General features: G+C 62.9%; 28 protein-coding genes and 2 pseudogenes. 21 read left to right on the plus strand and 9 right to left on the minus strand.

The window, feature by feature from the left end; genetic code table 11:
• Positions 1-21 precede the first annotated feature (21 nt).
• Positions 22-131, plus strand: a pseudogene (locus tag BA011_RS45030) (squalene cyclase); the annotation flags it as partial.
• On the opposite strand, the gene BA011_RS10235 reads toward BA011_RS45030, so the two are convergent.
• The 3 genes from BA011_RS10235 to BA011_RS10245 form a co-directional block, all read right to left on the minus strand.
• On the minus strand, positions 117-668 hold the full coding sequence (locus BA011_RS10235) for a TetR/AcrR family transcriptional regulator (RefSeq protein WP_237352629.1): 552 nt from the start codon (positions 666-668) through the stop codon (positions 117-119). The pseudogene BA011_RS45030 and the gene BA011_RS10235 overlap by 15 nt on opposite strands.
• Positions 669-747: 79 nt before the next feature.
• Positions 748-1,251 (minus strand): DinB family protein, encoded by a 504-nt coding sequence (locus BA011_RS10240; RefSeq protein ID WP_065280365.1) that lies wholly within the window; start codon positions 1,249-1,251, stop codon positions 748-750.
• Between the two features lie 133 nt (positions 1,252-1,384).
• On the minus strand, positions 1,385-1,909 hold the full coding sequence (locus tag BA011_RS10245) for a DUF6428 family protein (protein ID WP_065280366.1): 525 nt from the start codon (positions 1,907-1,909) through the stop codon (positions 1,385-1,387).
• Positions 1,910-1,951: 42 nt separating this feature from the next.
• Between BA011_RS10245 and BA011_RS10250 the strand changes: the two genes are divergently transcribed.
• The 6 genes from BA011_RS10250 to arsK are packed head-to-tail and all read left to right on the plus strand — an operon-like array spanning position 1,952 to position 5,881.
• Positions 1,952-2,308, plus strand: a complete 357-nt coding sequence (locus BA011_RS10250; protein WP_017960883.1) for an ArsR/SmtB family transcription factor — start codon at positions 1,952-1,954, stop codon at positions 2,306-2,308.
• The gene (locus BA011_RS10255) at positions 2,305-2,835 is read left to right on the plus strand and encodes an arsenate reductase ArsC (protein WP_065280367.1); all 531 of its coding nucleotides are present in this window, start codon (positions 2,305-2,307) and stop codon (positions 2,833-2,835) included. The genes BA011_RS10250 and BA011_RS10255 overlap by 4 nt, the downstream gene beginning before the upstream one ends.
• Complete coding sequence (locus tag BA011_RS10260) at positions 2,835-3,530, plus strand: MIP/aquaporin family protein (RefSeq protein ID WP_065280368.1); 696 nt, start codon at positions 2,835-2,837, stop codon at positions 3,528-3,530. Before BA011_RS10255 ends, BA011_RS10260 begins: the two co-directional genes overlap by 1 nt.
• On the plus strand, positions 3,527-3,949 hold the full coding sequence (arsC, locus tag BA011_RS10265; RefSeq protein WP_065280369.1) for an arsenate reductase (glutaredoxin): 423 nt from the start codon (positions 3,527-3,529) through the stop codon (positions 3,947-3,949). The genes BA011_RS10260 and arsC overlap by 4 nt, the downstream gene beginning before the upstream one ends.
• A complete protein-coding gene (gene arsH, locus BA011_RS10270; protein ID WP_065280370.1) occupies positions 3,924-4,649 on the plus strand; it encodes an arsenical resistance protein ArsH in 726 nt (241 codons plus the stop codon). The genes arsC and arsH overlap by 26 nt, the downstream gene beginning before the upstream one ends.
• Complete coding sequence (gene arsK, locus BA011_RS10275; RefSeq protein ID WP_065280371.1) at positions 4,646-5,881, plus strand: arsenite efflux MFS transporter ArsK; 1,236 nt, start codon at positions 4,646-4,648, stop codon at positions 5,879-5,881. The genes arsH and arsK overlap by 4 nt, the downstream gene beginning before the upstream one ends.
• A 21-nt stretch (positions 5,882-5,902) precedes the next feature.
• Here the strand turns inward: arsK and BA011_RS10280 are convergent, their stop codons facing one another.
• From BA011_RS10280 to BA011_RS10300, 5 genes are all read right to left on the minus strand, one after another.
• The gene (locus tag BA011_RS10280) at positions 5,903-6,169 is read right to left on the minus strand and encodes a hypothetical protein (RefSeq protein WP_017994411.1); all 267 of its coding nucleotides are present in this window, start codon (positions 6,167-6,169) and stop codon (positions 5,903-5,905) included.
• Between the two features lie 112 nt (positions 6,170-6,281).
• A complete protein-coding gene (locus tag BA011_RS10285) occupies positions 6,282-8,816 on the minus strand; it encodes a mechanosensitive ion channel family protein (protein ID WP_065280372.1) in 2,535 nt (844 codons plus the stop codon).
• 92 nt (positions 8,817-8,908) lie between these two features.
• Positions 8,909-9,460, minus strand: a complete 552-nt coding sequence (locus BA011_RS10290) for a DUF924 family protein (protein WP_065280373.1) — start codon at positions 9,458-9,460, stop codon at positions 8,909-8,911.
• Positions 9,461-9,717: 257 nt separating this feature from the next.
• Positions 9,718-10,782, minus strand: coding sequence for a sensor histidine kinase (locus BA011_RS10295; RefSeq protein ID WP_065280374.1), 1,065 nt, complete (start codon positions 10,780-10,782; stop codon positions 9,718-9,720).
• Positions 10,783-11,060: 278 nt separating this feature from the next.
• A complete protein-coding gene (locus BA011_RS10300) occupies positions 11,061-12,506 on the minus strand; it encodes an MFS transporter (protein ID WP_065280375.1) in 1,446 nt (481 codons plus the stop codon).
• A 176-nt stretch (positions 12,507-12,682) separates the two neighbouring features.
• Between BA011_RS10300 and BA011_RS44215 the strand changes: the two genes are divergently transcribed.
• From BA011_RS44215 to BA011_RS10365, 14 genes are all read left to right on the plus strand, one after another.
• Complete coding sequence (locus BA011_RS44215) at positions 12,683-12,988, plus strand: hypothetical protein (protein ID WP_186806538.1); 306 nt, start codon at positions 12,683-12,685, stop codon at positions 12,986-12,988.
• Between the two features lie 80 nt (positions 12,989-13,068).
• The gene (locus BA011_RS10305) at positions 13,069-14,394 is read left to right on the plus strand and encodes an ABC transporter substrate-binding protein (RefSeq protein WP_065280376.1); all 1,326 of its coding nucleotides are present in this window, start codon (positions 13,069-13,071) and stop codon (positions 14,392-14,394) included.
• Between the two features lie 133 nt (positions 14,395-14,527).
• A complete protein-coding gene (locus BA011_RS10310) occupies positions 14,528-15,496 on the plus strand; it encodes a carbohydrate ABC transporter permease (protein WP_020050414.1) in 969 nt (322 codons plus the stop codon).
• Entirely contained in the window at positions 15,493-16,446 is a 954-nt protein-coding gene (locus BA011_RS10315; protein ID WP_065280377.1) for a carbohydrate ABC transporter permease, read from the plus strand. Before BA011_RS10310 ends, BA011_RS10315 begins: the two co-directional genes overlap by 4 nt.
• A complete protein-coding gene (locus BA011_RS10320; RefSeq protein WP_065280378.1) occupies positions 16,443-16,655 on the plus strand; it encodes a hypothetical protein in 213 nt (70 codons plus the stop codon). Before BA011_RS10315 ends, BA011_RS10320 begins: the two co-directional genes overlap by 4 nt.
• Before the next feature lie 3 nt (positions 16,656-16,658).
• The gene (locus BA011_RS10325; protein ID WP_065280379.1) at positions 16,659-17,756 is read left to right on the plus strand and encodes an ABC transporter ATP-binding protein; all 1,098 of its coding nucleotides are present in this window, start codon (positions 16,659-16,661) and stop codon (positions 17,754-17,756) included.
• Positions 17,749-18,756, plus strand: coding sequence for an ABC transporter ATP-binding protein (locus tag BA011_RS10330; RefSeq protein WP_065280380.1), 1,008 nt, complete (start codon positions 17,749-17,751; stop codon positions 18,754-18,756). Before BA011_RS10325 ends, BA011_RS10330 begins: the two co-directional genes overlap by 8 nt.
• Positions 18,757-18,808: 52 nt before the next feature.
• On the plus strand, positions 18,809-20,452 hold the full coding sequence (locus BA011_RS10335) for a dihydroxyacetone kinase subunit DhaK (protein WP_065280381.1): 1,644 nt from the start codon (positions 18,809-18,811) through the stop codon (positions 20,450-20,452).
• Positions 20,453-20,498: 46 nt separating this feature from the next.
• Positions 20,499-21,119, plus strand: coding sequence for a dihydroxyacetone kinase subunit DhaL (gene dhaL / locus BA011_RS10340; protein WP_065280382.1), 621 nt, complete (start codon positions 20,499-20,501; stop codon positions 21,117-21,119).
• Complete coding sequence (dhaM, locus tag BA011_RS10345; RefSeq protein ID WP_062943728.1) at positions 21,116-21,514, plus strand: dihydroxyacetone kinase phosphoryl donor subunit DhaM; 399 nt, start codon at positions 21,116-21,118, stop codon at positions 21,512-21,514. The genes dhaL and dhaM overlap by 4 nt, the downstream gene beginning before the upstream one ends.
• Positions 21,514-21,870, plus strand: coding sequence for an HPr family phosphocarrier protein (locus tag BA011_RS10350; protein ID WP_065280383.1), 357 nt, complete (start codon positions 21,514-21,516; stop codon positions 21,868-21,870). The genes dhaM and BA011_RS10350 overlap by 1 nt, the downstream gene beginning before the upstream one ends.
• A complete protein-coding gene (locus BA011_RS10355; RefSeq protein ID WP_065280384.1) occupies positions 21,854-23,461 on the plus strand; it encodes a putative PEP-binding protein in 1,608 nt (535 codons plus the stop codon). Before BA011_RS10350 ends, BA011_RS10355 begins: the two co-directional genes overlap by 17 nt.
• A gap of 1 nt (position 23,462) precedes the next feature.
• Positions 23,463-23,873, plus strand: coding sequence for a hypothetical protein (locus BA011_RS10360; RefSeq protein WP_062943731.1), 411 nt, complete (start codon positions 23,463-23,465; stop codon positions 23,871-23,873).
• Between the two features lie 47 nt (positions 23,874-23,920).
• Positions 23,921-24,913 (plus strand): dihydroxyacetone kinase subunit DhaK, encoded by a 993-nt coding sequence (locus tag BA011_RS10365; protein ID WP_065280385.1) that lies wholly within the window; start codon positions 23,921-23,923, stop codon positions 24,911-24,913.
• A 10-nt stretch (positions 24,914-24,923) separates the two neighbouring features.
• On the opposite strand, the pseudogene BA011_RS41425 reads toward BA011_RS10365, so the two are convergent.
• Positions 24,924-25,001: pseudogene (locus BA011_RS41425) on the minus strand (esterase); the annotation flags it as partial.

Genomic DNA, 25,001 nt, shown 5'->3' on the forward strand with positions numbered 1-25,001 from the left:
CCTGGCTGCTCGACGGGAGCTCGGGTGTGGTTCGAGGTCGATGACGGGCAAGGCAAGCCTCGCGGTGGCTGACGCTCCGGGCGATGCGCGTGCTCAGATGGTGGGATGCCCGGCGCTCAATCAATGCCTGACGGCAAACCCAGCGTGCGCAGGAAATGCACCTCGATCGCCCGCAGCAATTCGGCACGGGCCGCGGGCGTCTCACCGATGCCGGGCTGATTGACCACACCGTGCAAGGCGTTGAACAGAAACACCGCCGTAAAGCCGGGATCACTGACCGACCAGGCATTCTCGCCAGCGCCGGCGGCAAGCAATTCGTTCAGATGATCGATCAGGATGTTGCGCGAAAGCCCCTCCCGCGTTGCAGGAGGAGCCGCCACGAAGGCGAGATGATGCAGCCCTGCTGCGTCGAGATAGCCAGTGGCGCATGCCGTCGACCAGGCCGCCAGCTTCCCGCGCCAATCCTCTTGCCGCCGTCCTTCGACCGCCGCGATGATGCCATCCAGCACGCCCTGCACGAAGCGGGCGCGCAGCGCCTGGAGAACATCGGCCTTCGAGGAAAAGTGCAGGTAGAAGGTGCCCTTGGCGACCCCCGCCCCGGTCGTGATCTCCTCGATCGTGGTCTGCTCCAGGCCCTTTTCCAGAAACAGCCGCTCGGCCGCGGTCATCAGCTCGTCGCGCCGTTCTTCGGGGGGCTTGGTTCTCGGTTTTGAAACAGGATTGGCCGGCGGCAAGACTGGTCCACTCTCATTGACGGCGCGCGGGATCAGTCCTGTGCAGGTAGCCCGTAAACACATCGCGCATTGCGGTGCTCTCGATAGCTGGCAGCAGGCGACCGACCTCACCGCGATGATAGCCGCCATGCGTCACCACATGGGCCAGCATCTCCTCGCGGGACATGCGTCCGCGTCCGCCATCGGTGAAGGTGAAGTCGACGACCTCCTCCATTTCCCCGGGCGTTATACGCGAGGTGTAATCGATATACCAACGGTCGGTATCCCGAATATCGGAGGATAACTGCGCCAAGGCTGGCGCTTCGCTGCTCCAGCTCGCCGCATGGGAGTGATCCAGCCGTTGAAGATTGGCGGCGAAGATCCGATCGACGAGATGGGCGTGATTGAGTACGCGGAGGGCCGATCGGAACTCATCGGATTGCGCCTTAGCCCCGAGCGCGTTCAAGGCACCGAGAAGCTCGTCATCGACGCTGGCTTTGTATTGGAACAGAGAGTTCAACAGGGTCTGCGCGCTCATTGCTACCTCCGGATGTGAAACGGGTGGCGCCGGCATTACATCGGCAGCTTCCACTTACATCGCTGACTGGCGGTCAGTCAATGCAATCCAGATCTCTCTGCCACCCTCCGCTGCCGCTCGATCTTATCTGTCCTTACGCGCAGCAGCCGCTCGGTGCCGCTTTCGGCCCACAGCAGGCTGCCACCCTGCTGTTTTCCTCTGCCAGCCAGCGGTCGCGCGGCTTGCAGCTTGCCGGCCGCGGCAAAAGCGAAACATGGACGGCGCCGGCTCGAAGAATCGGCATCGCCGCGCAATAGAGCTGCATCGGCCGCACGCCGTCGCTGACTTCGAAGGTCAGCTTCGCCAAGCCGTCCAGTTGCACATGCTCCGTCACTTTGCGGATGATGGAATGGAATTTGCCCGCCGGCATATGCGTGCGGTCGCCTTCCTCGATATCCCAGAGCTGGATGAAGATTTCCGCCCAGGCCTCGGGATTGGCGCCGCAATCCAGGCCTGAGAATTGGCCGGCCTTGACCTCGGTGACATGATAGCCGGGCTTCACCGGCCGGCCGTCGTAATAAAAAATCAGCGGCGTGTCCTTTTCGCCGGCGAGCGTTTTGAGCAGAAGGCCGAGACTGATGTCGTCCTCTTGAATTTTTCCCTTGTCGATCGCGTTCATATCGGCTAATCCTCATTTCAATAGTTCAAGGATCATTGAAATATGGATCAACGTCAAGCCCTCGCCGCATTCAGCGCGCTTTCGCAGGAAACGCGCCTGCATATCATCCGCATGCTCGTGGTCTCAGGCCCCGATGGCATGGCGGCGGGCTCGATCGCGGAAAAGGCGGAGGTTTCGCCATCGAACATCTCCTTCCACCTGAAGGAGCTCGAACGCTCGGGCCTGATTGCGCAGCAGCGCGAATCCCGTTCGATCATCTACACCGCCAATTACGAGGCGCTGGGCGGCCTGATCCGTTTCCTGATGGAGGATTGCTGCGGTGGAAACCCTGAGATCTGCGCACCGGCTGCTGCCGTTGCCGCATGCTGTGCACCTGCAACCAAGGAGGAACTGCAATGACCACAGACCGCGTTTACAACGTGCTTTTTCTCTGCACTGCCAATTCATCCCGCTCGATCCTGGCGGAATCCATCCTAGAAACCGAAGGCAAGGGCCGGTTCAAGGCCTATTCGGCCGGCAGCCAGCCGAAGGGTGAGGTCAATCCCTATGCGCTGAAGGAGCTTGCGGCGCAGGGCTATCCCACGACCGGTTTCCGCTCGAAGAGTTGGGACGAGTTCGCCGAACCGGGCGCTCCAGAGATGGACTTCATCTTCACAGTCTGCGACAGCACCGCCGGAGAGGCCTGCCCGGTCTGGATCGGTCATCCGATGACCGCCCATTGGGGTGTCGAGGATCCCGCTGCCGTCGAGGGCAGCGAAGTCGACAAGGGCCGCGCTTTCGCGCAGGCCGCCCGCTTCCTCAAGAACCGGGTCAGCGCCTTTTTGAGCCTGCCTCTTTCCTCGATCGACAAGCTCGCCCTGGAAACGCACCTGCGCCAGATCGGAGCCATGGAAGGCATGTCCACAAAACCGGCGACGGCCGATTGATGGGGCCGTTCGATTTGCCGCGCCGTCTGGTCGCTGAGGCCCTCGGCACCGCCATGCTGGTCGCGACCGTCGTCGGGTCCGGCATTATGGCAACATCGCTGACTGAGGATGTGGGACTTGCCCTGCTCGGCAATACGCTGGCGACCGGCGCCATGCTGGTGGTGCTGATCACCGTTCTCGGGCCGATCTCCGGCGCCCACTTCAATCCGGCGGTCTCGCTGATCTTTGCAATGTCGCGCACGCTGGCGAAACGCGATCTCGCCGGGTATATCGCCGCGCAAATCTTCGGCGGCATCGTCGGGACCGTCGTCGCCCATCTGATGTTTGCCCTGCCGCTGATCGAGCTGTCGAGCAAGATGCGCAGCGGCGGCGCGCAATGGTTTTCGGAAGGCGTTGCGACTTTCGGTCTGGTCGCGGTCATCCTCGCCGGCATCAAGTTCGAGCAGAAGGCGGTGCCGTGGCTGGTTGGGCTCTATATCACTGCCGCCTACTGGTTCACCGCCTCGACCTCCTTCGCCAATCCTGCCGTCGCTTTGGCCCGCTCGCTGACCGACACCTTCTCCGGCATTCGCCCAGTCGATCTTCCAGGCTTCTGGATCGCCGAAATCACAGGCGCGGTCGCAGCCCTTTTCCTGTTCACCTGGCTGCTGCAGCCGGGCGCGTCTTCAACCCTGTCGTCAGAGGCAAAACTATGAACATCACCATCTATCACAACCCTGAATGCGGCACCTCGCGTAACACGCTGGCGATGATCCAGAACGCCGGCATTGAGCCCAACGTGATCGAATATCTGAAAAACCCGCCGTCGCGCGAGCAGCTGATCAAGGTGATTGCGGATGCAGGTTTGAGCGTTCGCGAAGCGATCCGCGAAAAGGGCACGCCCTATGCGGAGCTCGGCCTCGACAACCCCGATCTTACCGATGAGCAACTGCTCGATGCGATGCTGAAAGACCCGATCCTGATCAATCGCCCATTCGTCATCACCCCGATCGGCACGCGCCTTGCTCGCCCTTCCGAAGTCGTCCTCGAAATCCTACCGGAAACGCATCAGGGCGCCTTCACCAAGGAAGACGGCGAGAAAGTGCTCGATGCCGGAGGCAAGCGCATTGTCTGATCTGCCTGCCGTATCGCCGATGCATCTGCGTCAACCGGACATGGATGCGCTCAGGCCGGCGTTCTCGACGCACAAGCCGCGCATCCTGATCCTTTATGGCTCGTTGCGGGCAGTGTCCTACAGCCGCTTCCTCGCACAGGAGGCCGCGCGGCTGCTCGAATATTTCGGTTGCGAAGTGCGCATCTTCAATCCGGAAGGTCTGCCGCTGCCTGATGCGGCGCCGGCGAGCCACCCCAAAGTTGAGGAACTGCGCGAATGGTCGGCATGGTCTGAAGGCCAGGTGTGGGTCAGCCCCGAACGTCATGGCGCGATGACCGGCATCATGAAAGCGCAAATCGACTGGATTCCATTGTCGGTCGGCTCGGTCCGGCCGACGCAAGGCAAGACGCTGGCGGTGATGCAGGTCTCCGGCGGCTCCCAGTCCTTCAATGCGGTAAGCCAGCTCCGCATCCTTGGACGATGGATGCGGATGATCGCAATTCCCAATCAGTCCTCGGTTGCCAAAGCTTTCCAAGAATTCGACGCGGACGGCCGTATGAAACCCTCGTCCTATTACGACCGCGTCGTCGACGTCTGCGAGGAACTGGTGAAGTTCACGCTGCTGACCCGTGATGCCTCGAACTATCTGACCGACCGCTACAGCGAGCGGAAGGAAGAAGTCGAAAAGCTCGAACAGCGCGTGAGCCTCAGATCCCTATGACCATCGCCAGCACCGAACGACCGCCGATAGCGGCCATCGCCGCGCTCGGGCTGACGCAGATCATCGGTTATGGATCGCTCTATTACAGCTTCAGCATCCTCGCCCCCGACATGGCCCGTGATCTGGGCTGGTCATCGGAATGGATCTTCGGCGCGCTCTCCGCGGCCCTTCTGATCGGCGGTCTGGCCGCACCTCTCATGGGCACGTGGATCGATCGCTTCGGCGCAGGCAGGATCATGACAGGGGGTTCGGCGATTGCCGCCGCCGCCCTCGTCGCCTGCGCCTTTGCGCCGGGAAAGATCGCTTTCGTCGCGGCATTGATCGGCATCGAGATCGCCTCGAACCTGGTGCAATATGGCGCAGCCTTCGCCCTGCTGGTGCAGATCAGGCCGCAGGTCGCCCAGCGCAGCATCACTTATCTGACCCTGATCGCCGGCTTCGCCTCAACCATCTTCTGGCCGATCACCACCGCGCTGCATGCGCATCTCTCATGGCAGAACGTCTATCTGATCTTCGCCGCGCTCAATCTCGTGGTCTGCCTTCCCCTTCATGCCTGGCTCTCCCGTGGCGTCAGTCAAACCAGGAGACGGACCGGAGAGGAGGCCGCAAAACGCGTCGAGCCGAGCCTTCCGCCGTCGGCGCGCAGGCCGGCCTTTATCCTGATGGTGACGGGCTTTGCTTTGGAAAGCTTTGTGAACTCGGCGCTTCTGGTTCACATGGTGCCTGTGATGTCGGCCCTCGGCCTCGGCGCCATGGCGGTGGTGGTCGGAACGCTCTTCGGCCCGTCACAGGTGCTGAGCCGCCTCATCAACATGGTCTTTGGCGAAAGCTTGTCGCAAGTGATGCTGGCGATCATCTGCGCTATCCTGCTGCCGACAGCCCTTGTCATCCTCATCGCCACGGCACCCTCGGTGCCCGGCGCGCTGGTCTTTGCCGTCGTCTTCGGTCTCGGCTCGGGCCTTAACAGCATCGTCTACGGAACCTTGCCGCTCGCGCTCTTCGGAAGCGATGGTTACGGCCGGCGGCAAGGACAAATCATGTCGGTCCGTCTCGTCGTCTCCTCGATGGCGCCGTTCGCGCTTGCCTTCCTGATGGGCAATCTCGGCGTATCGTGGTCGCTGTCGATCGCTGCATTGCTCAGCACCGTCGCCGTTGCCGCGTTCTTCGCCATCATGCGGCTGACGCGCCCGGTTGCCCGGCTGGAAACTGTTCCCAATCCCCGAGAGGCTTGAGCGCATTCATCGGGACAGGCGCTACTTGACGACGGCCGAGCCCTTGACGATGTCGATCGTCTCGCCGCCGTCGAGCCCGATGCGGTCGCCGTCGGGCGTTGTCATGAAGCAGCCGGAAGCACAGAGGTTTTCCGAAGCGCCGGCATCGACGACGACCTCGACGCGCTGGCCGCTCTCGGTGATGACGAGCACGACGGCGGCTGGATCGGTGTTGGTGATGGATGCCGCTTCAGCCGCAGGTGCGGCAAGCAGCGGGACAAGCAGAACGGCGGCAAATCTTGCCATCATGTGCGGCAGCGCTGGCGCGCCCTCCCCTCGAACGATCGGTGCTGCCCCCGGCAGCGATCCCGATAGTGGAGATCATGCACACATAGCTGTGAATGATGGCTGAATGACCCGTTCAGCCTTTCCGAATACCGTCTGCCGTCTTGCTGCGCAATTGCCGCACCGGCTGCTCTTCCTCCTCCATGGGCGTGTCCGCAGAGTTTTCCTGCTCATTGGCTTGATCCCTGCCCGCATCGGCAAGCGCGGGACGAGCCTCTCGATGGATGGTAAGATCGGTCTGTGGCAGCGGGATCTCGATGCCCTCGGCCTTGAAGCGCTTAAGGATCTCGATCCTGAGATTGTTGCGCACCGCCATGCCGTCACCCATGTCGGCGAGGAAGAAACGCAGCTCGAAATCCAGCGAATAAGGCCCGAAGCGCAGGAATTCGACATGCGGCTCCGGATTGCGCATGACGAGCGGTATCTTGGCCGTCAGTTCCAGCAGGATATCCATCACCTGTTGCGGATCCGCGTTGTAGGCGACGGAAACCGGAATTTCCGAGCGACCGATCTTGTTGCGGTGTGTCCAGTTACCGACGAGGCCGTTGATCAATTCCGAATTCGGCACGATGATCGACTGCTTGCGGAAGGTCTCGATCTCCGTGGCGCGCACCGAGATGCGTTTGACGATGCCTTCGGCCGTGCCTGATACGACATGGTCGCCGACCTTGAACGGCCGTTCGACGAGCAGGATCAGGCCGGAGACGAAGTTGGAGACGATGTTCTGCAGGCCGAAACCGATACCGACCGAAAGTGCGGAGGCAACGAGCGCGAAGCTCGAAAGATCGATCCCGGCCGCCGAGACGCCGATGATCGCCGCTATGCCGACGCCGAGATAACCGATGCCGGTCTTGACCGAATTGCGCACGCCAAGATCGACATGGCTTCTGGCCATCACATTGCCGTCGAGCCAGCGCTGCAGCCAGCGCGTCAGCAGGTAGACGCCGGCAAACAAGAGAATACCGGTGCAGATGCCGAGCAGCGAGATACTGATACCGCCGAGCCTGACCTCGGTAAACAGCCTATAGGCAAGAATCTGCAGGTCCTGCACATGGAAGCCCCAGAGCAGCAGGATCAACGGGATGCCGACGAGAAGCGCCACCGCGTAGATGGCAAGGCCGACGACCAGGCCGGCCTGGTCGATCGCCACCGGCCCGAGCTTGAAGCGGCGTGTCAGGAAGCGCGCGAAGAAAGTATCGCCGAAGCTTTCCTGCCTGGATATCGCCTTGCCGGAGAGCAGGCCGACATACATAGTGACGACGACCGCGCCGGTGATGATGAGCTGCGTGGCGACGAAGCGCGCGAGCCCGACATACCCCGTCAGGGCGGTGAGGATGAGACCGGCGCCGATGACCCGCAAGATGATCGCCATGCCGCGCGGCCAATGCCTTCCCGGTGCATCGGGATCGCCGTTCTTCGCCAGCATCGGCTTGCCGAAGGACGCCGCGATCAGGATCAGGCCGATGATCAGCGCCGCGATCAGGCTCCTGACCACGGTCAGCACCAGCGGCGAGCCCATCGCCTCGCTGATCGTACCGAACAGATAATCGAGCGCGTTGACGATCGCCATCGCCAGCAGGCAATAGCCGATCGAGCGCGCGCCGCGGTTGGAAAGCCGAACGAGCCGCCAATGCGGTTCGTTCGGCGCGAAGATGGCGTTGACGAAGCGGCCGACGAAATAGACGAGCCCGATCGCCCCGAACAGCGCACCGATGACAGGTGCGATGTCGGGCCGCAGGACGTTGAAACTATTGAGGAAGAAGAATGAGGTGACGAGCAGCACCGAGAGCGCCAGCGTGCGGATCAGTGTCGACCAGAAGGCGATCGATAGCCGGCCGATATAGGACGGGTTCTCGACAGCCTCGTCGCGGCGCAGGTAGGAGCCGAACAGCCGGTAACTGCCGGAGAGCAGGATCAGCGCCGAGGCGAGCGACAGGAAGATCGCGGCAAACATCGGGAAACGCTTGAATTTCCAGACGAAAGCGGCCCAGCTCGACAGGGCCTGCGAGAATTCGCGGGCCTCATGCACGAAGGCTCTGGCGGCATCGTCGAGCACCGAGACTGAAATCTCGGTGCGCCTGAGCAGCGTATCGGCAAACAGCCGCCGCCGCATCTCGGTGATCTCGTTGACGAGCTTCGTCACCGTGATCGACAGGTTTTCGGCGTCGCCCGTCAGCGCGTTGATCTGCGCGCGTTCGGCAGCGAGCGCGTTGCGCTCCTGGGTGACGATCTCGGCTTCCGGCGGCTGCCCATCCTTCGGCGGATCGCCGATCTCGGCAAGCCGGTTCTTGATCTGGTCGAAACGCGGCCTGAGATTGACCGATATGGTGATGACGGCGCGGCTGAGCTCGTCGGCCTTGGTCGCAAGCCCGACGAGGGCATCGTCATTGTCGGCATTCTGCTTGACGCCGTCCTGAAGCGCCGTCAGTTGGACCTTCGCCTTGTCGATCTCCTTCGTCGCCTGGTCGAGCGGGCTATCGGCAAGCGGCGCCTGCGCGGCCGCCGGTGCCTGCGGCTCCTGCGCGAAAGCAGCAGCACCCTTGAAATGCGCGCCGGCGACCGCCAGCGTCAGCAGAAGAATGGTGCGAAGCAGGATCGGTCTCAGCCGCAAAAGCGCCTCCGGGAAAGGTTGTCATCGGAATAGAATGCCAGCTTGTCTTAGTAAAGAAAGGCGACAGAAAGGCGGAAGCTCCCTGGAAACCCTCAGAAACCGGCATCGGGCCGGGAGAGATAGTCGCATTCCTCAGCAGTCGACTCGCGTCCGAGCATGGCATTGCGGTGCGGAAAGCGGCCAAAGGCAGCGATCACGTCGCGATGGCGGATCGCGTAATCGAGGTATTCATCGTCGCCAAGCGCGGTGAACAGCGCCACCGAATGTTCCTGTTCGTCGAGATTCTCGGCATGTTCGAAGGGCATGTAGAAAAAGGTGCGGCATGCGGCTTCGACCGCCCGGTCGGCGCCGGCGGCCAGCGCGAGCTGGGCTTCTCTCAACGCCAGCCCGTCGGTCGCAACGGCAAGCGCCGTGCCGCGATAGATATTGCGGGGAAACTGGTCGAGCACGATCACAGCCGCCAGCCGGCTCTCCGCATCCGCCCGCCATTCGTCGCCGACGCCTGCGGCAAGTGCCAGATGAGTATCACGGAAGCCTTCGCGGATCTCCACGTCGAGTTCCGGCGTCGAGCGGAACCACAGCTCCCGGCCGCATCTCACGAACCAGAAATCATACACTTCCTTCGGTGTGCGGATCGTCGCCATGTTTCCCCTTCCCTAGCATTAGGCTTGATGATGCAGCTTCGGTAAATTATTGTACGAAAAGGGATAACAGTGCTGGGAGCCCCCTCATCCGGCTGCCGCCACCTTCTCCCCGCTGGGGAGAAGAGATTCGCGGCAACGTCTCGATTCCCCCTTCTCCCCTCGGGGTCCGAAGGACGGGTCGAGACCAGTGGCTCGACCCCGATCGGTGCCTGTAGGGCGGATGAGGGTGCCACGCGGAACACCCTGCGCTGCACTTCCTATGTCCCCTCATGCAACGAAAACACCAGGGTCGCCTTGGTTCCGTCGTGGCCGGGGTCATAGGCGAAATCCGATTTCAGGCTGGCGGCCATGGCCGTCAGAATGCGTGTACCAAGGCCGGTTCCCCTGGCCGGGCTCGACGGGTCGAAACCGGCGCCGTCATCCTCGACAACGACGCGCAATGCCCCATCCGTCTGATCGACGATGACGCGGATCTCACCCGGCACGTTGTCCGGATAGGCATATTTGAAGGCATTGGTGACGAGCTCGCTGACGATCAGCCCAAGCGTGATCACCTTGTCGGTCGCCAGATTGACCGGCTGCGCGGTGAGCACGATGCGGTGCGGCCGCTTGTCGTCGCGCATCGAGGTTTCGAGTTCGGTGAGCAGGCTGTTCAGATATTCGTCAACCTGTACCGAGCCGACCTGCCGGTTGGTATAGAGCCGGCGGTGCACGCTGGCGATGGCGTTGATGCGCATCTGCGTTTCGTGCAGCGCATCGATCGCGACCTGGTCCGTGGTCATCGAGGATTGCATGCGGATCAACGCGCCGACGAGGCCGAGGCTGTTGGCGATACGGTGATTGACTTCGGCAAGCAGCATTTCGGCAAGGTCGCGCTGCTGGCGGATCACCTCCTGCGCCTGCGCCGTCTCGCGGCGAAAACGTGCCCGCTCCAGCGCCTGTTCGAGGGCGGCGGCGAGCAGGTCGAAATAATCGGCTGAGATGCCCTTCAGCATGTAATCATCGGCGCCGGCCTTCAGCGCCGCGACTGCGATGCTGGTATCGTCCGAACCCGTCGCATAGATGACCGGTGGGTGATCCGGTATCGCCGTGATGCTGGGCAAAATGTCGAGGCCGGTTTCGTCAGCCACGAGATGATCGAGCACGATGGCGTCGATACCGCCCTCGCCCAGTCTCGCAAGACCAGCGGCGCCGCTCTCGGCCCACTCGACCGAAAAGCCGCGCCGGCGCAGGTTTTTTTGCATCAGGAGGGCAAGCCCCTCGTCGTCGTCAATATAGAGGATGTGGATCAGGGCGTCCGCGTCGCCGCTAGCATTGCTCATTCGGTCTCCGGCGTTCTCTCGCAGCGACGACCGCCCGCAAGCCTCCGAGTCGTCCGCATGGGAATGTCGTATTTCATCGGCCGCCTGGGGTAAACAGCGGTTATCCCTCGCTCTTGTCGCAGGCGGCGCGGAAGTAGGATGTCGGGAAGCCGGCATTTTCAGAACATGACCCTGGCCTGCGGAGGATCCCTATGGATGTCGTTGAAGGAGATGGGGAAACGAAAAACCTGAAATGAGATGCATCAACGCCGAGCGGCCCGATTGGTTCCGCGCATAAGCTAATTTTTCTGGAATTTCCGGTGGCCGGATACTTCGGCCCCTGCCTCTGCCGGCAATTGCAGGAAGCGCAGCGACGAGACGACCCCGATCGCGCCGACCACGACGAAAGCCCAGCGGAAATCGGCAAGGACGGGATTGTCGGCGCCCCTAAAAGCCGAGGCGATGTTGAGCACGGCCGCTGCCACTGCCACGCCGAGCAGCATCGATACCTGCTGCAGCATGCTCGACAGCGTCGAGGCCGAGCTTCGCTGCGCCGGGCCGATATCTGCGAAGGCGAGTGTGTTTAGCGCGGTAAATTCCATCGACCGCGACAGGCCGGCGAGGAAAAGCAGCACGTGGATGAAAAACGGCGGCGTCTGCGGCGAGAGGAAACCGCAGCCGACGATCGAAAGCGCTGCGATCAGCCCGTTGACCCCAAGCACGGTGCGAAAGCCGAAAAAGCGCAGCAGCGGCGTCGTCACCGCCTTCATGCTGAAATTGCCGAGAAAATAAACGAGCAGATAGGTGCCGGCGGCAATCGAGCTCAGGCCGAAGCCGAGCTGGAACAGCAGAGGCAGCAGGAACGGCGTCGCATTGATCGCCATCCGGCAGGCCGTGCCCGCCGACAGCGTCGACATCGAGAATGTCTGGATGCGGAAGGCTGAAAGATCGAGCAGCGGATTGTCGACGGCGAGGAAATGCCGCGTCGCCATGACTGACAGCACGATGCCCGCCGCCAGCATTGATATGATGGGCAAAAACCCGCCGTCCCATTTGACCGAGAGTTCGAGGGCGGCGAGCAGGAAGGTCAGCCCGGCGGCGCTCAGCACAAAGCCCACAAGATCCAGCCTGCCGGGATTGGTCTCGCGCTGCTCCGGCACGAAGCGCAGCACCAGCGCGATGCCCAGAATGCCGATCGGGATATTGATGAGGAAGTTCCAGTGCCAGCTGGCATAGGTGGTGATGAAGCCGCCGAGCACCGGGCCGATCACCGGCGCCGTCAGCGCCGGCCAGGTGATCAGCGCGATCGCCTGGACGAGTTCCGACTTGCGGGCATTCCTGAGCACGATGATGCGCCCGACCGGCGTCATCAGTGCGCTGCCCGCCCCCTGGACGGCGCGCCACAGCACGAATTCGGCAAGGCTGCCGGACAGCCCGCAAAACAGCGAGGCGCCGGTGAAGACGGCGATCGACATCAGGAAGATGCGGCGCGCGCCGAACCGATCGCCGAGCCAGCCCGACAGCGGAATGAAGGCGGCCATCGTCAGCATGTAGACGGTGATACCGATGCTCATCGACACCGGCTGCACGCCGAAGCTTGCCGCCATCTGCGGCAGCGAGGTGGTGACGATCGTGCCGTCGAGGATCTGCATGAAGAAGGAAACGGCAACGACCAGCGCCACGATCTTCGCCTGGCGGCCGCCTGCGGCCTCTTGCCCATTCTCGCTCGTCTCTGCCGTGGTCATCGATCTGCCAATGAAAATTCCGGATGACGCGGCAGGAAAACGGGAGGAAGCCGATCGGAGATCTGCCGCGCGGAGAAGCGCAGACATGGAAGCCGCGCACTGGCTGAATACGCCCGTTGCATCCGGCCGGAAAGGCTAAATCTCGCACTGCGCAGGAATATTCCCGATGCGGCCCGATGCGTGGCGGCATCGACCCAAGAAGGATTCAAGAAAAAGGCCCCACCGAAGCGAGGCCAAGCTTGAACCGCTCCGGGGAAAATGAGGAGCGACGTGCAGTCCATATCGTGCGATCGATGTCGCAGCGAGGCCAGATGTCGCTGCTTCGGTACGCTCGCCAAAAAAATTTTCGCGATCTGCCGAAAAGATGGCTCCAAAACTATCCGCCCATGGGCGCGACACCTGTCGCGTTGCAGCAACGATTGGCGCTTGCAATGTTTATAAAAATAGATATCACTAAACATATTGCTAAACATGATGATTGAGGAGTTCATGTGAGCATTCTCTGAAGTGGGTGAACATGCGACGCCGGCGGGGAGCCGGCCCTTGGTTCTGGGAGGAACTTATGCAGAAAACATCGAAAGCCCTTTTTGGGCTGGCCACGGCATTCGTCATGTCGTCGGCATTGCCCAATCTCGCCAAAGCCGATGAACTGACGCTGTGCTGGGCCGCATGGGACCCCGCCAATGCGCTGGTCGAGCTGTCGAAGGATTTCACCGCCAAGACCGGCACACAGATGAAGTTCGAATTCGTTCCCTGGACGAATTATGCCGACCGCTTCCTCAACGAGCTGAATTCGCACGGCAAGCTCTGCGATCTCATCATCGGCGACAGCCAGTGGATCGGCGGCTCGGCCGAGAATGGCCACTACGTCAAGCTCAACGACTTCTTCGACAAGGAAGGCATCAAGATGGATGACTTCGTGCCGGCGACCGTCGTCGGCTACTCGGAATGGCCGAAGAACACCCCGAACTACTGGGCGCTGCCTGCGATGGGCGACGTCGTCGGCTGGACCTATCGCAAGGACTGGTTCGAGAAGCCGGAACTGCAGAAGGAATTCAAGGCGAAATACGGCCGGGATCTCGCAGCCCCGAAGACCTACGACGAGCTGAAGCAGATCGCCGAGTTCTTCCAGAAGCGTCAGATCGACGGCAAGCCCGTCTACGGCGCCTCGATCTATACCGAGCGCGGCTCCGAAGGCATCACCATGGGCGTCACCAACGTGCTCTACGACTGGGGATTCCAGTACGAGAACCCGAAAAAGCCCTATGACATGGAGGGCTTCGTCAATTCGGCCGACGCGGTCAAGGGCCTCGAATTCTACAAATCCCTCTATGATTGCTGCACGCCGCCCGGGAGCTCAAACGTCTACATGGTTGAATCCGCCGACGCCTTCAAATCCGGCCAGGTCGCCATGCAGATGAATTTCGCCTTCACCTGGCCCGGCCTCTACAAGGACGAGAAGGTCGGCGGCGAGAGGATCGGCTTCTTCCCCAATCCGGCTGAAAAGGCCCATTTCGCCCAGCTCGGCGGCCAGGGCATCTCGGTAGTCTCCTATTCCGACAAGCGCGACGCCGCTCTGCAATACATCAAGTGGTTCGCACAGCCTGACGTGCAGGCCAAATGGTGGGAACTCGGCGGCTTTTCATGCCTGAATTCCGTCGTCAGCGCGCCGGGCTTTGCCAAGAGCCAGCCCTATGCCCAGGCCTTCCTGGACTCGATGGCAATCGTCAAGGACTTCTGGGCCGAGCCGAGCTACGCCTCGCTGCTGCAGGCCATGCAGAAGCGCGTCCATAACTACGTGGTCGCCGGCAACGGCACCGCCAAGGAAGCGCTCGACGGTCTGGTGAAAGACTGGAGCGACGTCTTCAAGGACGACGGCAAGATCTAATGTCCGGCCAGACCCAGTGCGAAGGCAGACACGTGGCACTCTGACACGCGCCATCCTTCTCTGGATGGCGGCCCGGATCCGCAGACGAGCCGGGCCGCCAGATCTCCCATGTTCCAAAAGACCGGGTGAAAACTTGACTATTTCCCATTCTTCCATTGTCGAGAAGGCAGCCGACGCGACTGCAAGGGCAACGCCCTCCTCGGTCGCCCGGCGCGTCCGCGGCCTCTCCGACAGGGCGATCGCCTGGCTGTTCATTGCGCCTGCCATCACGCTGCTCTTGGCGATCAACATCTTCCCGCTGCTTTGGGCGGTCTATCTCTCCTTCACCAATTACCGCGCCAACCGGCCGAATGCCCCGGTCCTGGGTGTCGGCTTCGGAAATTACCAGCGCGTCCTCAACGATCCCGATATCTGGCAGGCGATGCAGACCACCGCGCATTTCGTTTTCTGGACGATCGTGCTGCAGACGGTGATCGGCTTCACGCTCGCCTATCTGATCGACCGCAAGTTTCGCGGTCATGCTTTCTGGACGACGATCATCCTGATCCCGATGATGCTGTCGCCCGCCGTCGTCGGCAATTTCTGGCGTTTCCTCTACGAGCCTCAGATCGGCCTCTTCGCCTATGCCGTGTCGCTGGTCACAGGCATTCCGACATCGGATATCCAGATGCTCGGCAACGTGACACTGGCGCCTTGGGCGATCATCATCGTCGATACCTGGATGTGGACGCCCTATGTGATGCTGATCTGCCTCGCCGGCCTGCGCTCGATCCCCGACTATATCTATGAGGCGGCCGAGGTCGACCGTGCCTCGCCCTGGCGCCAGTTCTGGTCGATCACCGTGCCGATGGCGCTGCCCTTCATCATGCTCGCGGTGCTCTTCCGCGGCATCGAGAATTTCAAGATGTTCGACATGGTGACGCTGCTGACCGGCGGCGGGCCGGGTTCGGTCACCGAGGTCGCCTCGATCACGCTGAAACGTGCCGCCTTTGAAAGCTGGGCGACCGGCCGGGCCTCGGCCTTCGCCATCATCCTGTTCGTCGCGGTGTTCGGCCTCGCCAACATCTACGTCAAGGCCCTGAACAAGGTGAAGCAACGATGAGCGCCGCCAACTCAGCCCATTCGGTCGTCGAACCGAGCCTGTCCAGCAAACGCATCGCCGGCACGATTGTGGTCCTCTATGCGCTGATCACCCTCATCCCGCTCGTCTGGATCTTCCTGACCAGCATCAAGTCGCCGCCGGATTCGATCAGCTATCCCCCGAAAATTGTCTTCACCCCGTCGCTCGAAGGCTATTGCAATCTGTTCACCACGCGCACGCGGCAGACGCCCGACTATATCGCCTCGCTGCCGGCGCCGGCCGGCGCCTGTGATGAGGTGACCCGCAAGCGCAACATGGTAATCGCCGGCCCGTCGAACTTCCTGCCGCGCTTCGTCAATTCGCTGGTGATCGCCTTCGGTTCCACCTTCCTGGCGGTCTTCCTCGGCACGCTCGCCGCCTATGGCTTCTCCCGCTTCAAGGTGCCGCTTGCCGACGACCTACTGTTCTTTATCCTGTCGACGCGCATGATGCCGCCGATCGCCGTCGCCATCCCGATCTACCTGATGTACCGCGAGCTCGGCCTGTCGGACACGGCCTTGGGCATGATCCTGCTCTACACCGCCGTCAACGTGTCGCTCGCCGTCTGGCTGCTCAAGGGCTTCATCGACGAGATCCCGCGCGAATACGAGGAAGCGGCGATGATCGACGGCTATACCCGCCTTCAGGCCTTCCGCAAGGTCGTGCTGCCGCAGGCAACGACCGGCATTGCCGCGACCGCGATCTTCTGCCTGATCTTTGCCTGGAACGAATATGCCTTCGCCGCGCTCCTGACTTCGGGTGAGGCCCAGACCGCGCCGCCCTTCATTCCGACGATCATCGGCGAAGGCGGGCAGGACTGGCCGGCGGTCGCCGCCGGCACGACGATCTTCCTGATCCCGATCCTGGTCTTCACCATTCTCCTGCGCAAGCAGCTGCTGCGCGGCATCACCTTCGGAGCCGTCCGCAAATGAGCTATCTGATCGAAACGTCAGCCCCTGCACGTCCGAAGCGGCCGCTCTTCCTGCGCCGCGGCCCGATGGAGACCATCGCCACCGTGCTGATCGGGCTCGGCTTCCTGATGCTGTTCCAGCCCTTCCTGCTGGTGCTCTACACCTATTCGCTGGTCACCCTGCTCATAGGCACCGTCATGTTCATCATCGTTTCGAAATTCCCGGAGTGAACCATGGCCGACATCCGGATCGAAAATCTCCGCAAGGAGTTCGGCAGCTTCGTCGCCGTTGAGGATTCGAGCTTCACCGTCCATGACGGCGAGTTCCTGGCGCTTCTGGGCCCCTCCGGTTGCGGCAAGACCACGACGCTTCGCATGATCGCCGGCCTCGAGCTGCCGAGCAGTGGCAAGATCTATCTCGATGGCGAGGACGTCACCTTCAACCGCGCCAGCGCCCGCGACATCGCCTTCGTCTTCCAGCTCTTCGCGCTCTACCCGCATATGAACGTGCGCAAGAACATCGGCTTCCCGCTGCTGTCGCAGGGCATGCCAAAGGCCGAAATCCGTCAGCGCGTCGAAGAGACCGCGCGCCTGCTGCAGATCGACCATATTCTCAACCGCCCGGTCTCCGGCCTTGCCGGCGGCGACCGGCAGCGCGTGGCGCTCGGCCGCGCCATCGTCCGGCGTCCGAAGTGCTTCCTGATGGACGAGCCGCTCGGCACGCTGGACGCCGAGTTCCGCGAGATCATGGTCCATGAGCTGCGCGAACTGCACAACCGCATCCACGCGACCACCGTCTACGTCACCCATGACCAGCATGAGGCAATGGCTATGGCCGACAAGATCGCCGTCATGAACCATGGCGTCATCGAGCAGTTCGGCACGCCGCAGGAGATCTATGCCAAGCCTGCGACCATGTATGTGGCCGATTTCATCGGCTCGCCGCCGATGAACTTCATGCGCTTCACCTCCGGCTTGAAAAGCGGCGATCGCTCCATCCTGCTCGACGGCGTCGATGTCGCTGTTCCCGAGATCCACCAGGACATGGCCGAAAGCGAACTGGCGCTCGGCGTGCGGCCGGAACATATCCGCTTCAGCGACGCCTCGGCGCTGCGCGGCGCCGTCTATGGCAGCGAATATCTCGGCACCAACCAGGTCGTGGCTGTGGAAACCCAGGGAGGATTAATCAAGGCCCGCGTTCCCGCCAATCGCAGCTTCCAGATCGGCGAAAGGGTCGGCCTCGAATTCAACCCGGCGAAACTCGCACTCTTCGACTGCACATCGGGCCGCGCGGTGCCATCCTCGCTCTATCAGGAGACCCGGCATGGCTGATGTCGTCCTCAGGAACCTCGCCAAGCGCTTCGGCGACACCCAGGCTTTGGCCGACCTCGATCTTTCGATCCGCGACGGCGAGTTCGTCGTGCTGCTCGGTCCCACAGGCGCCGGCAAGACCACGACGTTGCGGCTGATCGCCGGCCTCGAAAAGCCCGATAGCGGCGGCATCGAGATCGGCGGCCGCAATGTCGCCGCCGAAGCCCCCGCCGAACGCGATGTCGCCTTCGTCTTCCAGCAATATTCGCTCTATCCGCATATGACGGTTTACGAGAACCTCGCCTTCCCGCTGAAGGCGCCGGTCCGCAAACTCAGCACCGCGGAGATCGACCGGCGCGTGCGCGAAGTCGCGCGCATGGTCCGGATCGACCACAAGCTGGAGAACCGCTCGACCAGGCTTTCCGGCGGCGAGATGCAGCGTGTCGCGATCGGCCGGGCGCTGGTGCGCCGGCCGGCGATCTATCTGATGGACGAACCGCTGTCCTCGCTCGACGCCAAGCTGCGCGCCGAACTGCGCCTGGAACTGAAGCGTATCCAGAAGGAACTCGGCTCGACGCTGCTCTATGTCACTCACGACCAGGTGGAAGCCATGACGATGGCCGACCGCATCGGCATCGTTGCCGAGGGACGGCTGATGCAAGTGGGAACACCGCGCGAGATCTACGGCAATCCCGCCAACCTGCATGTCGCCGCCCGCCTCGGCCAGCCGCATATCAACCTTTTGCCGGCGGATCTGCTGCCGGGCGGCCAGCCGCCGGCCGGCACGAAGACAGTCGGCGCCCGCACCGAACATCTCGACATCATTGTCAGCAAGGATGCCAATGCCGAGATCGACTGGATCGAACATCTCGGCGACCAGAACCATCTGCACATCAGGGCTGGCAATCACAAGCTCGTCACACTTGCAGATCCATATCTGGCGATCGCGCCGGGCGACCGGATCAGCCTGACGTTGCGCGATCCGCTTTATTTCGATGCGGCTGGACAGCGCCTGTCCTGACCGGCAAACAGCGTGATGATGGCATGAAAAACAAACAGACGGGTCTCAATCGATGAAACACTTCTTCAACCGCAGGGAAAACATCGTCACCGAAGCCTTGGACGGTCTGCTTCTGACGAGCAGCAAGGGTCGTCTTGCCCGCCTCGACAGCTTTCCCGACATCAAGGTGATCCTGCGAGCGGACTGGGACAAGTCGAAGGTGGCGATCATCTCCGGCGGCGGCGCCGGTCATGAGCCCTCCCATGCCGGCTTCGTCGGTAAGGGTATGCTGACGGCTGCCGTATCCGGCGAGATTTTCGCCTCGCCGAGCGTCGATGCCGTGCTGACGGCGATCCGCGCCGTCGCCGGCGAAAAGGGCGCCCTGCTGATCGTCAAGAACTATACCGGCGACCGGCTGAATTTCGGCCTCGCCGCCGAGAAGGCGCGCGCCGAGGGCTTCGACGTCGAAATGGTCATCGTCGCCGACGATATCGCCATCCCCGGCATCAACCAGCCGCGCGGCGTCGCCGGCACGCTGTTCGTCCACAAGATCGCTGGCTATCACGCCGAAAGGGGCGAGGACCTGAAGACGGTCGCAGCCCATGCCGCGGCCGCGGCCGGCGATATCGTCTCGCTCGGCATGTCGCTTTCCACCTGCAGCGTGCCGGGCCAGGCGCATGAGGACCGTCTCGGCGAAAACGAAGGCGAACTCGGCCTCGGCATCCACGGCGAGCCCGGTGTCGAGCGCATCACCCTGCAGCCGGTCGCCAATATCGTCTCCACCATGGTGGCGCGCCTATCGCCAACGCTGCGCGAAGGGGCAAGCCACTGCCTCCTCATCAACAATCTCGGCGCCGTGCCGCCGCTCGAAATGACCGTCATCGCCAACGCCGTGCTATCCTCGCCGCTTGGCCACCGCCTCCGGCTGATCATCGGACCGGCGCCGATGATGACCGCGCTCAATATGAACGGCTTCTCGCTGTCACTGATCCGGCTGGACGCCGTGCGTGAGGCGGCACTGACGGCAGCGGTCGAACCGCATGCCTGGATGCCGGCCGTCGAACGCCACGAGATCCAGATCATCGCCGCACCGAGAACATCAGCCGGCTTGAACGGCGCGAATGGTATGGCCGGAGAGAACAGCCGCAACCGGCGCCTGATCACTGCGCTCTGTGAGCATTTGATCTCCCAGGAAACCGAACTCAACCGCCTGGACGGCCGCGTCGGAGATGGCGATACCGGCTCGACGGTGGCGTCAGGCGCCCGCAGCGTGCTGGCCCGCCTCGATACGCTGCCGCTCGACCGGCCGGCGGCAACGCTTGCCTCGCTCGGCGAAATCCTCGGCACCAGCATGGGCGGATCGAGCGGCGTGCTGCTGTCGATCTTCTTCACCGCTGCGGCAAAGACGATGGCCGACAAGGCCGATATATCAGCAGCCCTTCTTGCCGGGCTCGACAGGATGACGTTCTATGGTGGAGCCGCAGTCGGCGACCGGACGATGGTCGATGCACTGTCGCCTGCCCTGCAGGCGCTGGCATCCGGCGATGTCATCGCGGCGGCAAAGGCCGCGGCAGCCGGCGCCGAATCGACGAAGACGATGATGAAGGCGAGAGCCGGACGCGCCTCCTATGTCGGCGAAAGGGATCTGGCGGGCGTTGCCGATCCGGGCGCCGTCGCGGTTGCCGGCGCGTTCGGCGTGGTGGCAAGCCTCGCCTGACTGGCGTGAAATTCAAAAGCCCGCGGGAGGCGCGGCGACAGGGAGGATGGCAGTGCAGGCGGAACCGGTGCTTGTGGCAGGATTGATCGAGGTGTGCCGCGCGACGATCGCGGAAAACAGCGATCACCTCTGTGCGCTCGATCGCGCCATCGGCGATGGCGATCACGGAACCAATATGCGGCGCGGCTGCGAGGCGGTGAGCGCCGAAGGCGAGAGCCTGTCCAGCCTGCCCTTCCCCGACGCCATGGAAAAGATCGGCCTGACGCTGGTGATGAATGTCGGCGGTGCGGCCGGGCCGCTCTACGGCACGCTGCTGATGGAGATCGGCCGCGAGCTTCGCAAGAGCAACGAAAAGCCCGATTTTTCGCAGGTGCTGAAACAGGCGATCGATGCCGTCGCGAGACGCGGTCGGGCGCATGCCGGCGACAAAACCCTGCTCGACGTGCTCTATCCCGTGCATGCGGCACTCGCCAGCCGCTCTCCGCTCGGCGCAATCGCCCGCAGGGCCGAGCGTTCTGCCAACCGCACCGCTGACATGAAGGCGATGCGCGGGCGCGCGGCCTATCTCGGCGACCGTTCCATCGGTCATATCGATCCCGGCGCGTCGAGCTGCGCGCTGCTGACCACGGCGATCTGCCGCTATCTCGGGGAGCACCGTCCGCAATGATTGGAAAGACCGCAAATGTGGGTATCGTGATCGTCTCCCACTCGCCGCTGGTGGCAAGGGGGATCGCCGACATGATCAGGCAGATGGTCGGCGACTGTGTGCCGCTCGCCTGGTCGGGCGGCAATGCCCATGGCGAACTCGGCACCGATGCCGGCGGCATTCTGAAGGCAATCGAGGCCGCCTGGTCCGATGCCGGCGTCGCCGTCTTCGTCGATCTCGGCGGCGCAGAAACCAACAGCGAGATGGCGATCGAAATGCTGGGCCTTCCCCGCTCGGCCCTCGTCTCCATCTGCAACGCGCCGCTCGTCGAAGGCGCCGTCATCGCCGCCGCCGAGGCTTCGGGGGGCGCTTCGCTGGCTAAAGTCGTCGCCACAGCCGAGGAATTGTCTCCCTGATGACGAACGGATTGCGTCGAAAGAAACAGGAGCCCGAGCCATTGCCCGAGCCATTTAAGGTGAACTGCCAGACGGAAGTGGAAGTCAAGCACGGCGTCGGGCTGCATGCCCGCCCCTCCGTCACCTTCACGCGGCTTGCCAAGTCCTTCCCCTGTTCGATCGAGATCGCCGTCAACGGCAGCGATGTCTGGCTTAACGGCAAGAGCATCATCAAGATCATGGGCGCGCGAATCCGAAAAGGATCGATCCTCCGGATCCGCGCCGACGGCATCCTCGCCGAAGAGGCGATCCGCGCGCTGAAGGAACTCATCGAGCGCAACTTCGATGAGGAAAAGAAACATGGCCGAACCGCTTAGACTGAAGGCGAAGAGCGCATCCCCCGGCATCGCATCCGGCCCGGCCTTTCTCGCGGGGGAGCCGAAGGCTCCTTCCGCTGCCGAGCGGCCGGACGCTGCCCCTGCGTCCCGAGCCGTTGGTGGATACGGCGCGCTGGAGAAGGCGATCGATATCTCGATCGGCGAACTCGAGCACCTTGCCGATGGAGCCGATGCGGAAAGCCGGGATATCATCGATTTCCAGATCGAGGTGCTGCGCGATCCGACGATCGCGGAAGCGACCGGCGCACGCATCGAAGCCGACGGGAATGTCGTCTTTGCCTGGGTCGCCACCCTCGACGCCTATATCGGCGAACTCGAAGCGGCCGATGAAGAGCAGATGCGGGCACGCGCCGTCGATATTCTCGACATCAAGAACCGTGTGCTCGGGGCGCTCGCCGGCACGCCGATCGCCGATTTCCCGCCCGGTTCGGTCTTCGTCGGCAAGGATATGGAGCCGAGCCGCTTTCTCGCCCATGACTGGTCGAAAGGCGGCGGCATCGCGCTGTTCGCAGGCAGCACTGCCGGCCATGTCGCCCTGCTCGCCCGGGCGAAATCGGTGCCGATGGTGGTCGGCGCAGGCCGCTTTTCAGCCGCAGACGGAGATCCTGTCAGCGTGGATGGCAACGCCGGTGCGGTCATCCTGCAGGCGGGCAGCATGCTGATTGCGCCCTTGACACCGGCACAGGCGCCTGCCGCCGACACGCAAACCGCCGGCGGCGAACTGCGCACAGCGGACGGCGTGCCGATCCTGCTCTCGATCAACATCAACGATGCCGCCGAGATCGATGCGCTCGATCCGGCAACAGCCGGCGTCGGCCTGATGCGCTCGGAATTTTCAATAACCTCAGTGGCCGATGCCGCCAATGAGGAACGGCAGCTGGCGATCTATCGCCGCGTGCTGGAGCAGGCGGGCGACAGGCCGGTAACGATCCGCATGCTCGATATCGGCGGCGACAAGCCGCTCGCCGGCCTCGAAGACCTGCCGGCTCTCTCCGGCTCGGGCCTGCGCGGCATCCGGCTGCTGCTTGCCCGGCCGGAAATCGCCCGCATCCAGGCCCGCGCCCTGCTGCGCGCCGCCGTCCTCGGCAGGCTGTCGGTGATGCTGCCGATGGTGACCTTTCCTGATGAAATCGACAGGATGCGTGACATCTTCCGGGAGGAAGCCGAAAAGCTCGGCCGCCGTGCCCTGCCCCACCGGATGCCGCCGATCGGCATGATGGTGGAGGTACCATCAGCCGCATTGATGCTCGATACCTTCGGGGCGGCGGCGTTCTTCTCGTTCGGAACCAACGACCTCACCCAATATCTTGCCGCCTCCGCCCGCGACGATATCGACGCCGATGCCGGCAAGGCGGCACCCGCCGTGCTCCGGCTGCTTGCCCAGGCGGTGAAGCTGACCTCCGGCAAGCCGGTCAGCATCTGCGGCGATATGGCCGGCAATCCGCACTATCTGCCCAGGCTGCTTGCCGCCGGCTTCCGGCATTTTTCCGTGGCGCCGGCCCGGCGTCCCGCGATAAGATCGGCGATCATCGGCCTCAACGCCGATGGCACAAGGGCAGCCGGAGAGTAGAATGGCGCGCGAAGACACCGAAGACGCCATTATCGCCTACAAGTCCATTCTGGCGCAGATCATCGACAACAGGCCATCGGGCACGCGCCAGCGCCTGGCGACCGCGCTTGGAAAACATCGCAGCTTCGTCACGCAGATCACCAGCCCGACCTATGCAACGCCGCTGCCGGCGCGCCATCTCGCGACGATCGTCCGCGTCTGCCATTTCAGCGCCGCCGAACAGGAGCGCTTTCTCGAAGCCTATCAAGCCGCCCATCCCGGCAAGCTGCCGGACCTCGGCCATTCCGAGAAATTGCGGCACCTGTCGCTGATGGTGCCCGACTTCGGCGACGACAGGAAAAACCGCCTATTGGAAGAGGCGATCTCCGATCTGGTGCAGAAGATCGTCGCGATATCGGGGGCGAGTGAGTAGTGAGCGGATTGACGTAACGTAATGCTTTTGGCCTTGGGAGGGGCTTGATGAAGAAGTTCATGAACACTGCGGAAACCATGGTCGCCGAAAGCGTCGAAGGCTTCGTGCGCGCCCATGAGGCCTTGGTGGTGTTCGGGCCTGAGCGCAAATGCATCCGCCGCCGCCATCTCACCGCTGGCAAGGTGGCGCTCATCTCGGGCGGCGGCGCCGGCCATGAGCCGATGCATATCGGCTTCGTCGGCCACGGCATGCTGGATGCCGCCTGCGTCGGCCATATCTTCACTTCTCCCACACCGAGCCAGATCATCGCCGCCATCGAAGAGGCCGATACGGGCGCCGGCTGCCTGCTCGTGGTCAAGAACTATGACGGCGATCTGATGAATTTCGAAATGGCGATCGAGATGGCCGGCGACCGCCACAACATCGACATGGTCGTCGTCAGCGACGATATCGAGACATCAAGGTCCGGCGAAGGCAATGGCCGGCGCGGTGTTGCCGGAACGCTGATCGTCGAAAAGCTCCTGGGTGCTGCGGCCGAACGCGGCATGTCGCTTGCCGAATTGAAGCAGCTCGGCAAGGGATTGAACACCCGCATCCGCTCGATGGGTGTCGCGCTGAACGGCGTGACGATGCCGCAGACCGAGCGCACCACATTTGCGCTCGGACCCGGCGAAATGGAAGTGGGCGTCGGCATCCATGGAGAACCCGGCCATGCCAGGCAGCCCTTCGCCACCTCCGACGCCATCATCGGCCATCTCTGCGAGACCATCGCCGGCGATATCGCCGTGGCGCCGGGTACCCGCGCACTGCTCTTCGTCAACGGCCTCGGCGGCACGCCACCGGCCGAACTCTACCTTGCCTATAACGGCGCCCGCCGCTTTATCGAGCAACGCGGCATTCCGATCGAGCGCTCGCTTGTGGGAACCTACGTCACCTCGCTCGACATGCAGGGACTGTCGGTTACCCTTGCCTTGCTGACCGACGAGGAGATCGCCCTCTGGGACGCGCCGGTGGCAACGGCAGCGCTGCATTGGCCATAACGGCGCCCCGTCAAATATAAAGCGCTGCCATCTTCCGCCAGGCGCCGGCGCGGTGGGCGCGTCCATCCCAGACATGCAGCTGATGGCC

This window comes from Rhizobium leguminosarum (assembly GCF_001679785.1).
Lineage (GTDB): Bacteria > Pseudomonadota > Alphaproteobacteria > Rhizobiales > Rhizobiaceae > Rhizobium > Rhizobium leguminosarum_R.

Excerpts from the sequence above, each read along its gene's own strand:
- BA011_RS10235 (WP_237352629.1), bottom strand. The coding sequence starts at position 668 with ATGACCGCGGCCGAGCGGCTGTTTCTGGAAAAGGGCCTGGAGCAGACC.
- BA011_RS10240 (WP_065280365.1), bottom strand. The coding sequence starts at position 1,251 with ATGAGCGCGCAGACCCTGTTGAACTCTCTGTTCCAATACAAAGCCAGC.
- BA011_RS10245 (WP_065280366.1), bottom strand. The coding sequence starts at position 1,909 with ATGAACGCGATCGACAAGGGAAAAATTCAAGAGGACGACATCAGTCTC.
- BA011_RS10250 (WP_017960883.1), top strand. The coding sequence starts at position 1,952 with ATGGATCAACGTCAAGCCCTCGCCGCATTCAGCGCGCTTTCGCAGGAA.
- BA011_RS10255 (WP_065280367.1), top strand. The coding sequence starts at position 2,305 with ATGACCACAGACCGCGTTTACAACGTGCTTTTTCTCTGCACTGCCAAT.
- BA011_RS10260 (WP_065280368.1), top strand. The coding sequence starts at position 2,835 with ATGGGGCCGTTCGATTTGCCGCGCCGTCTGGTCGCTGAGGCCCTCGGC.
- arsC (WP_065280369.1), top strand. The coding sequence starts at position 3,527 with ATGAACATCACCATCTATCACAACCCTGAATGCGGCACCTCGCGTAAC.
- arsH (WP_065280370.1), top strand. The coding sequence starts at position 3,924 with ATGCCGGAGGCAAGCGCATTGTCTGATCTGCCTGCCGTATCGCCGATG.
- arsK (WP_065280371.1), top strand. The coding sequence starts at position 4,646 with ATGACCATCGCCAGCACCGAACGACCGCCGATAGCGGCCATCGCCGCG.
- BA011_RS10280 (WP_017994411.1), bottom strand. The coding sequence starts at position 6,169 with ATGATGGCAAGATTTGCCGCCGTTCTGCTTGTCCCGCTGCTTGCCGCA.
- BA011_RS10290 (WP_065280373.1), bottom strand. The coding sequence starts at position 9,460 with ATGGCGACGATCCGCACACCGAAGGAAGTGTATGATTTCTGGTTCGTG.
- BA011_RS10295 (WP_065280374.1), bottom strand. The coding sequence starts at position 10,782 with ATGAGCAATGCTAGCGGCGACGCGGACGCCCTGATCCACATCCTCTAT.
- BA011_RS10300 (WP_065280375.1), bottom strand. The coding sequence starts at position 12,506 with ATGACCACGGCAGAGACGAGCGAGAATGGGCAAGAGGCCGCAGGCGGC.
- BA011_RS44215 (WP_186806538.1), top strand. The coding sequence starts at position 12,683 with ATGCGTGGCGGCATCGACCCAAGAAGGATTCAAGAAAAAGGCCCCACC.
- BA011_RS10305 (WP_065280376.1), top strand. The coding sequence starts at position 13,069 with ATGCAGAAAACATCGAAAGCCCTTTTTGGGCTGGCCACGGCATTCGTC.
- BA011_RS10315 (WP_065280377.1), top strand. The coding sequence starts at position 15,493 with ATGAGCGCCGCCAACTCAGCCCATTCGGTCGTCGAACCGAGCCTGTCC.
- BA011_RS10320 (WP_065280378.1), top strand. The coding sequence starts at position 16,443 with ATGAGCTATCTGATCGAAACGTCAGCCCCTGCACGTCCGAAGCGGCCG.
- BA011_RS10325 (WP_065280379.1), top strand. The coding sequence starts at position 16,659 with ATGGCCGACATCCGGATCGAAAATCTCCGCAAGGAGTTCGGCAGCTTC.
- BA011_RS10330 (WP_065280380.1), top strand. The coding sequence starts at position 17,749 with ATGGCTGATGTCGTCCTCAGGAACCTCGCCAAGCGCTTCGGCGACACC.
- BA011_RS10335 (WP_065280381.1), top strand. The coding sequence starts at position 18,809 with ATGAAACACTTCTTCAACCGCAGGGAAAACATCGTCACCGAAGCCTTG.
- dhaL (WP_065280382.1), top strand. The coding sequence starts at position 20,499 with ATGGCAGTGCAGGCGGAACCGGTGCTTGTGGCAGGATTGATCGAGGTG.
- dhaM (WP_062943728.1), top strand. The coding sequence starts at position 21,116 with ATGATTGGAAAGACCGCAAATGTGGGTATCGTGATCGTCTCCCACTCG.
- BA011_RS10350 (WP_065280383.1), top strand. The coding sequence starts at position 21,514 with ATGACGAACGGATTGCGTCGAAAGAAACAGGAGCCCGAGCCATTGCCC.
- BA011_RS10355 (WP_065280384.1), top strand. The coding sequence starts at position 21,854 with ATGGCCGAACCGCTTAGACTGAAGGCGAAGAGCGCATCCCCCGGCATC.
- BA011_RS10360 (WP_062943731.1), top strand. The coding sequence starts at position 23,463 with ATGGCGCGCGAAGACACCGAAGACGCCATTATCGCCTACAAGTCCATT.
- BA011_RS10365 (WP_065280385.1), top strand. The coding sequence starts at position 23,921 with ATGAAGAAGTTCATGAACACTGCGGAAACCATGGTCGCCGAAAGCGTC.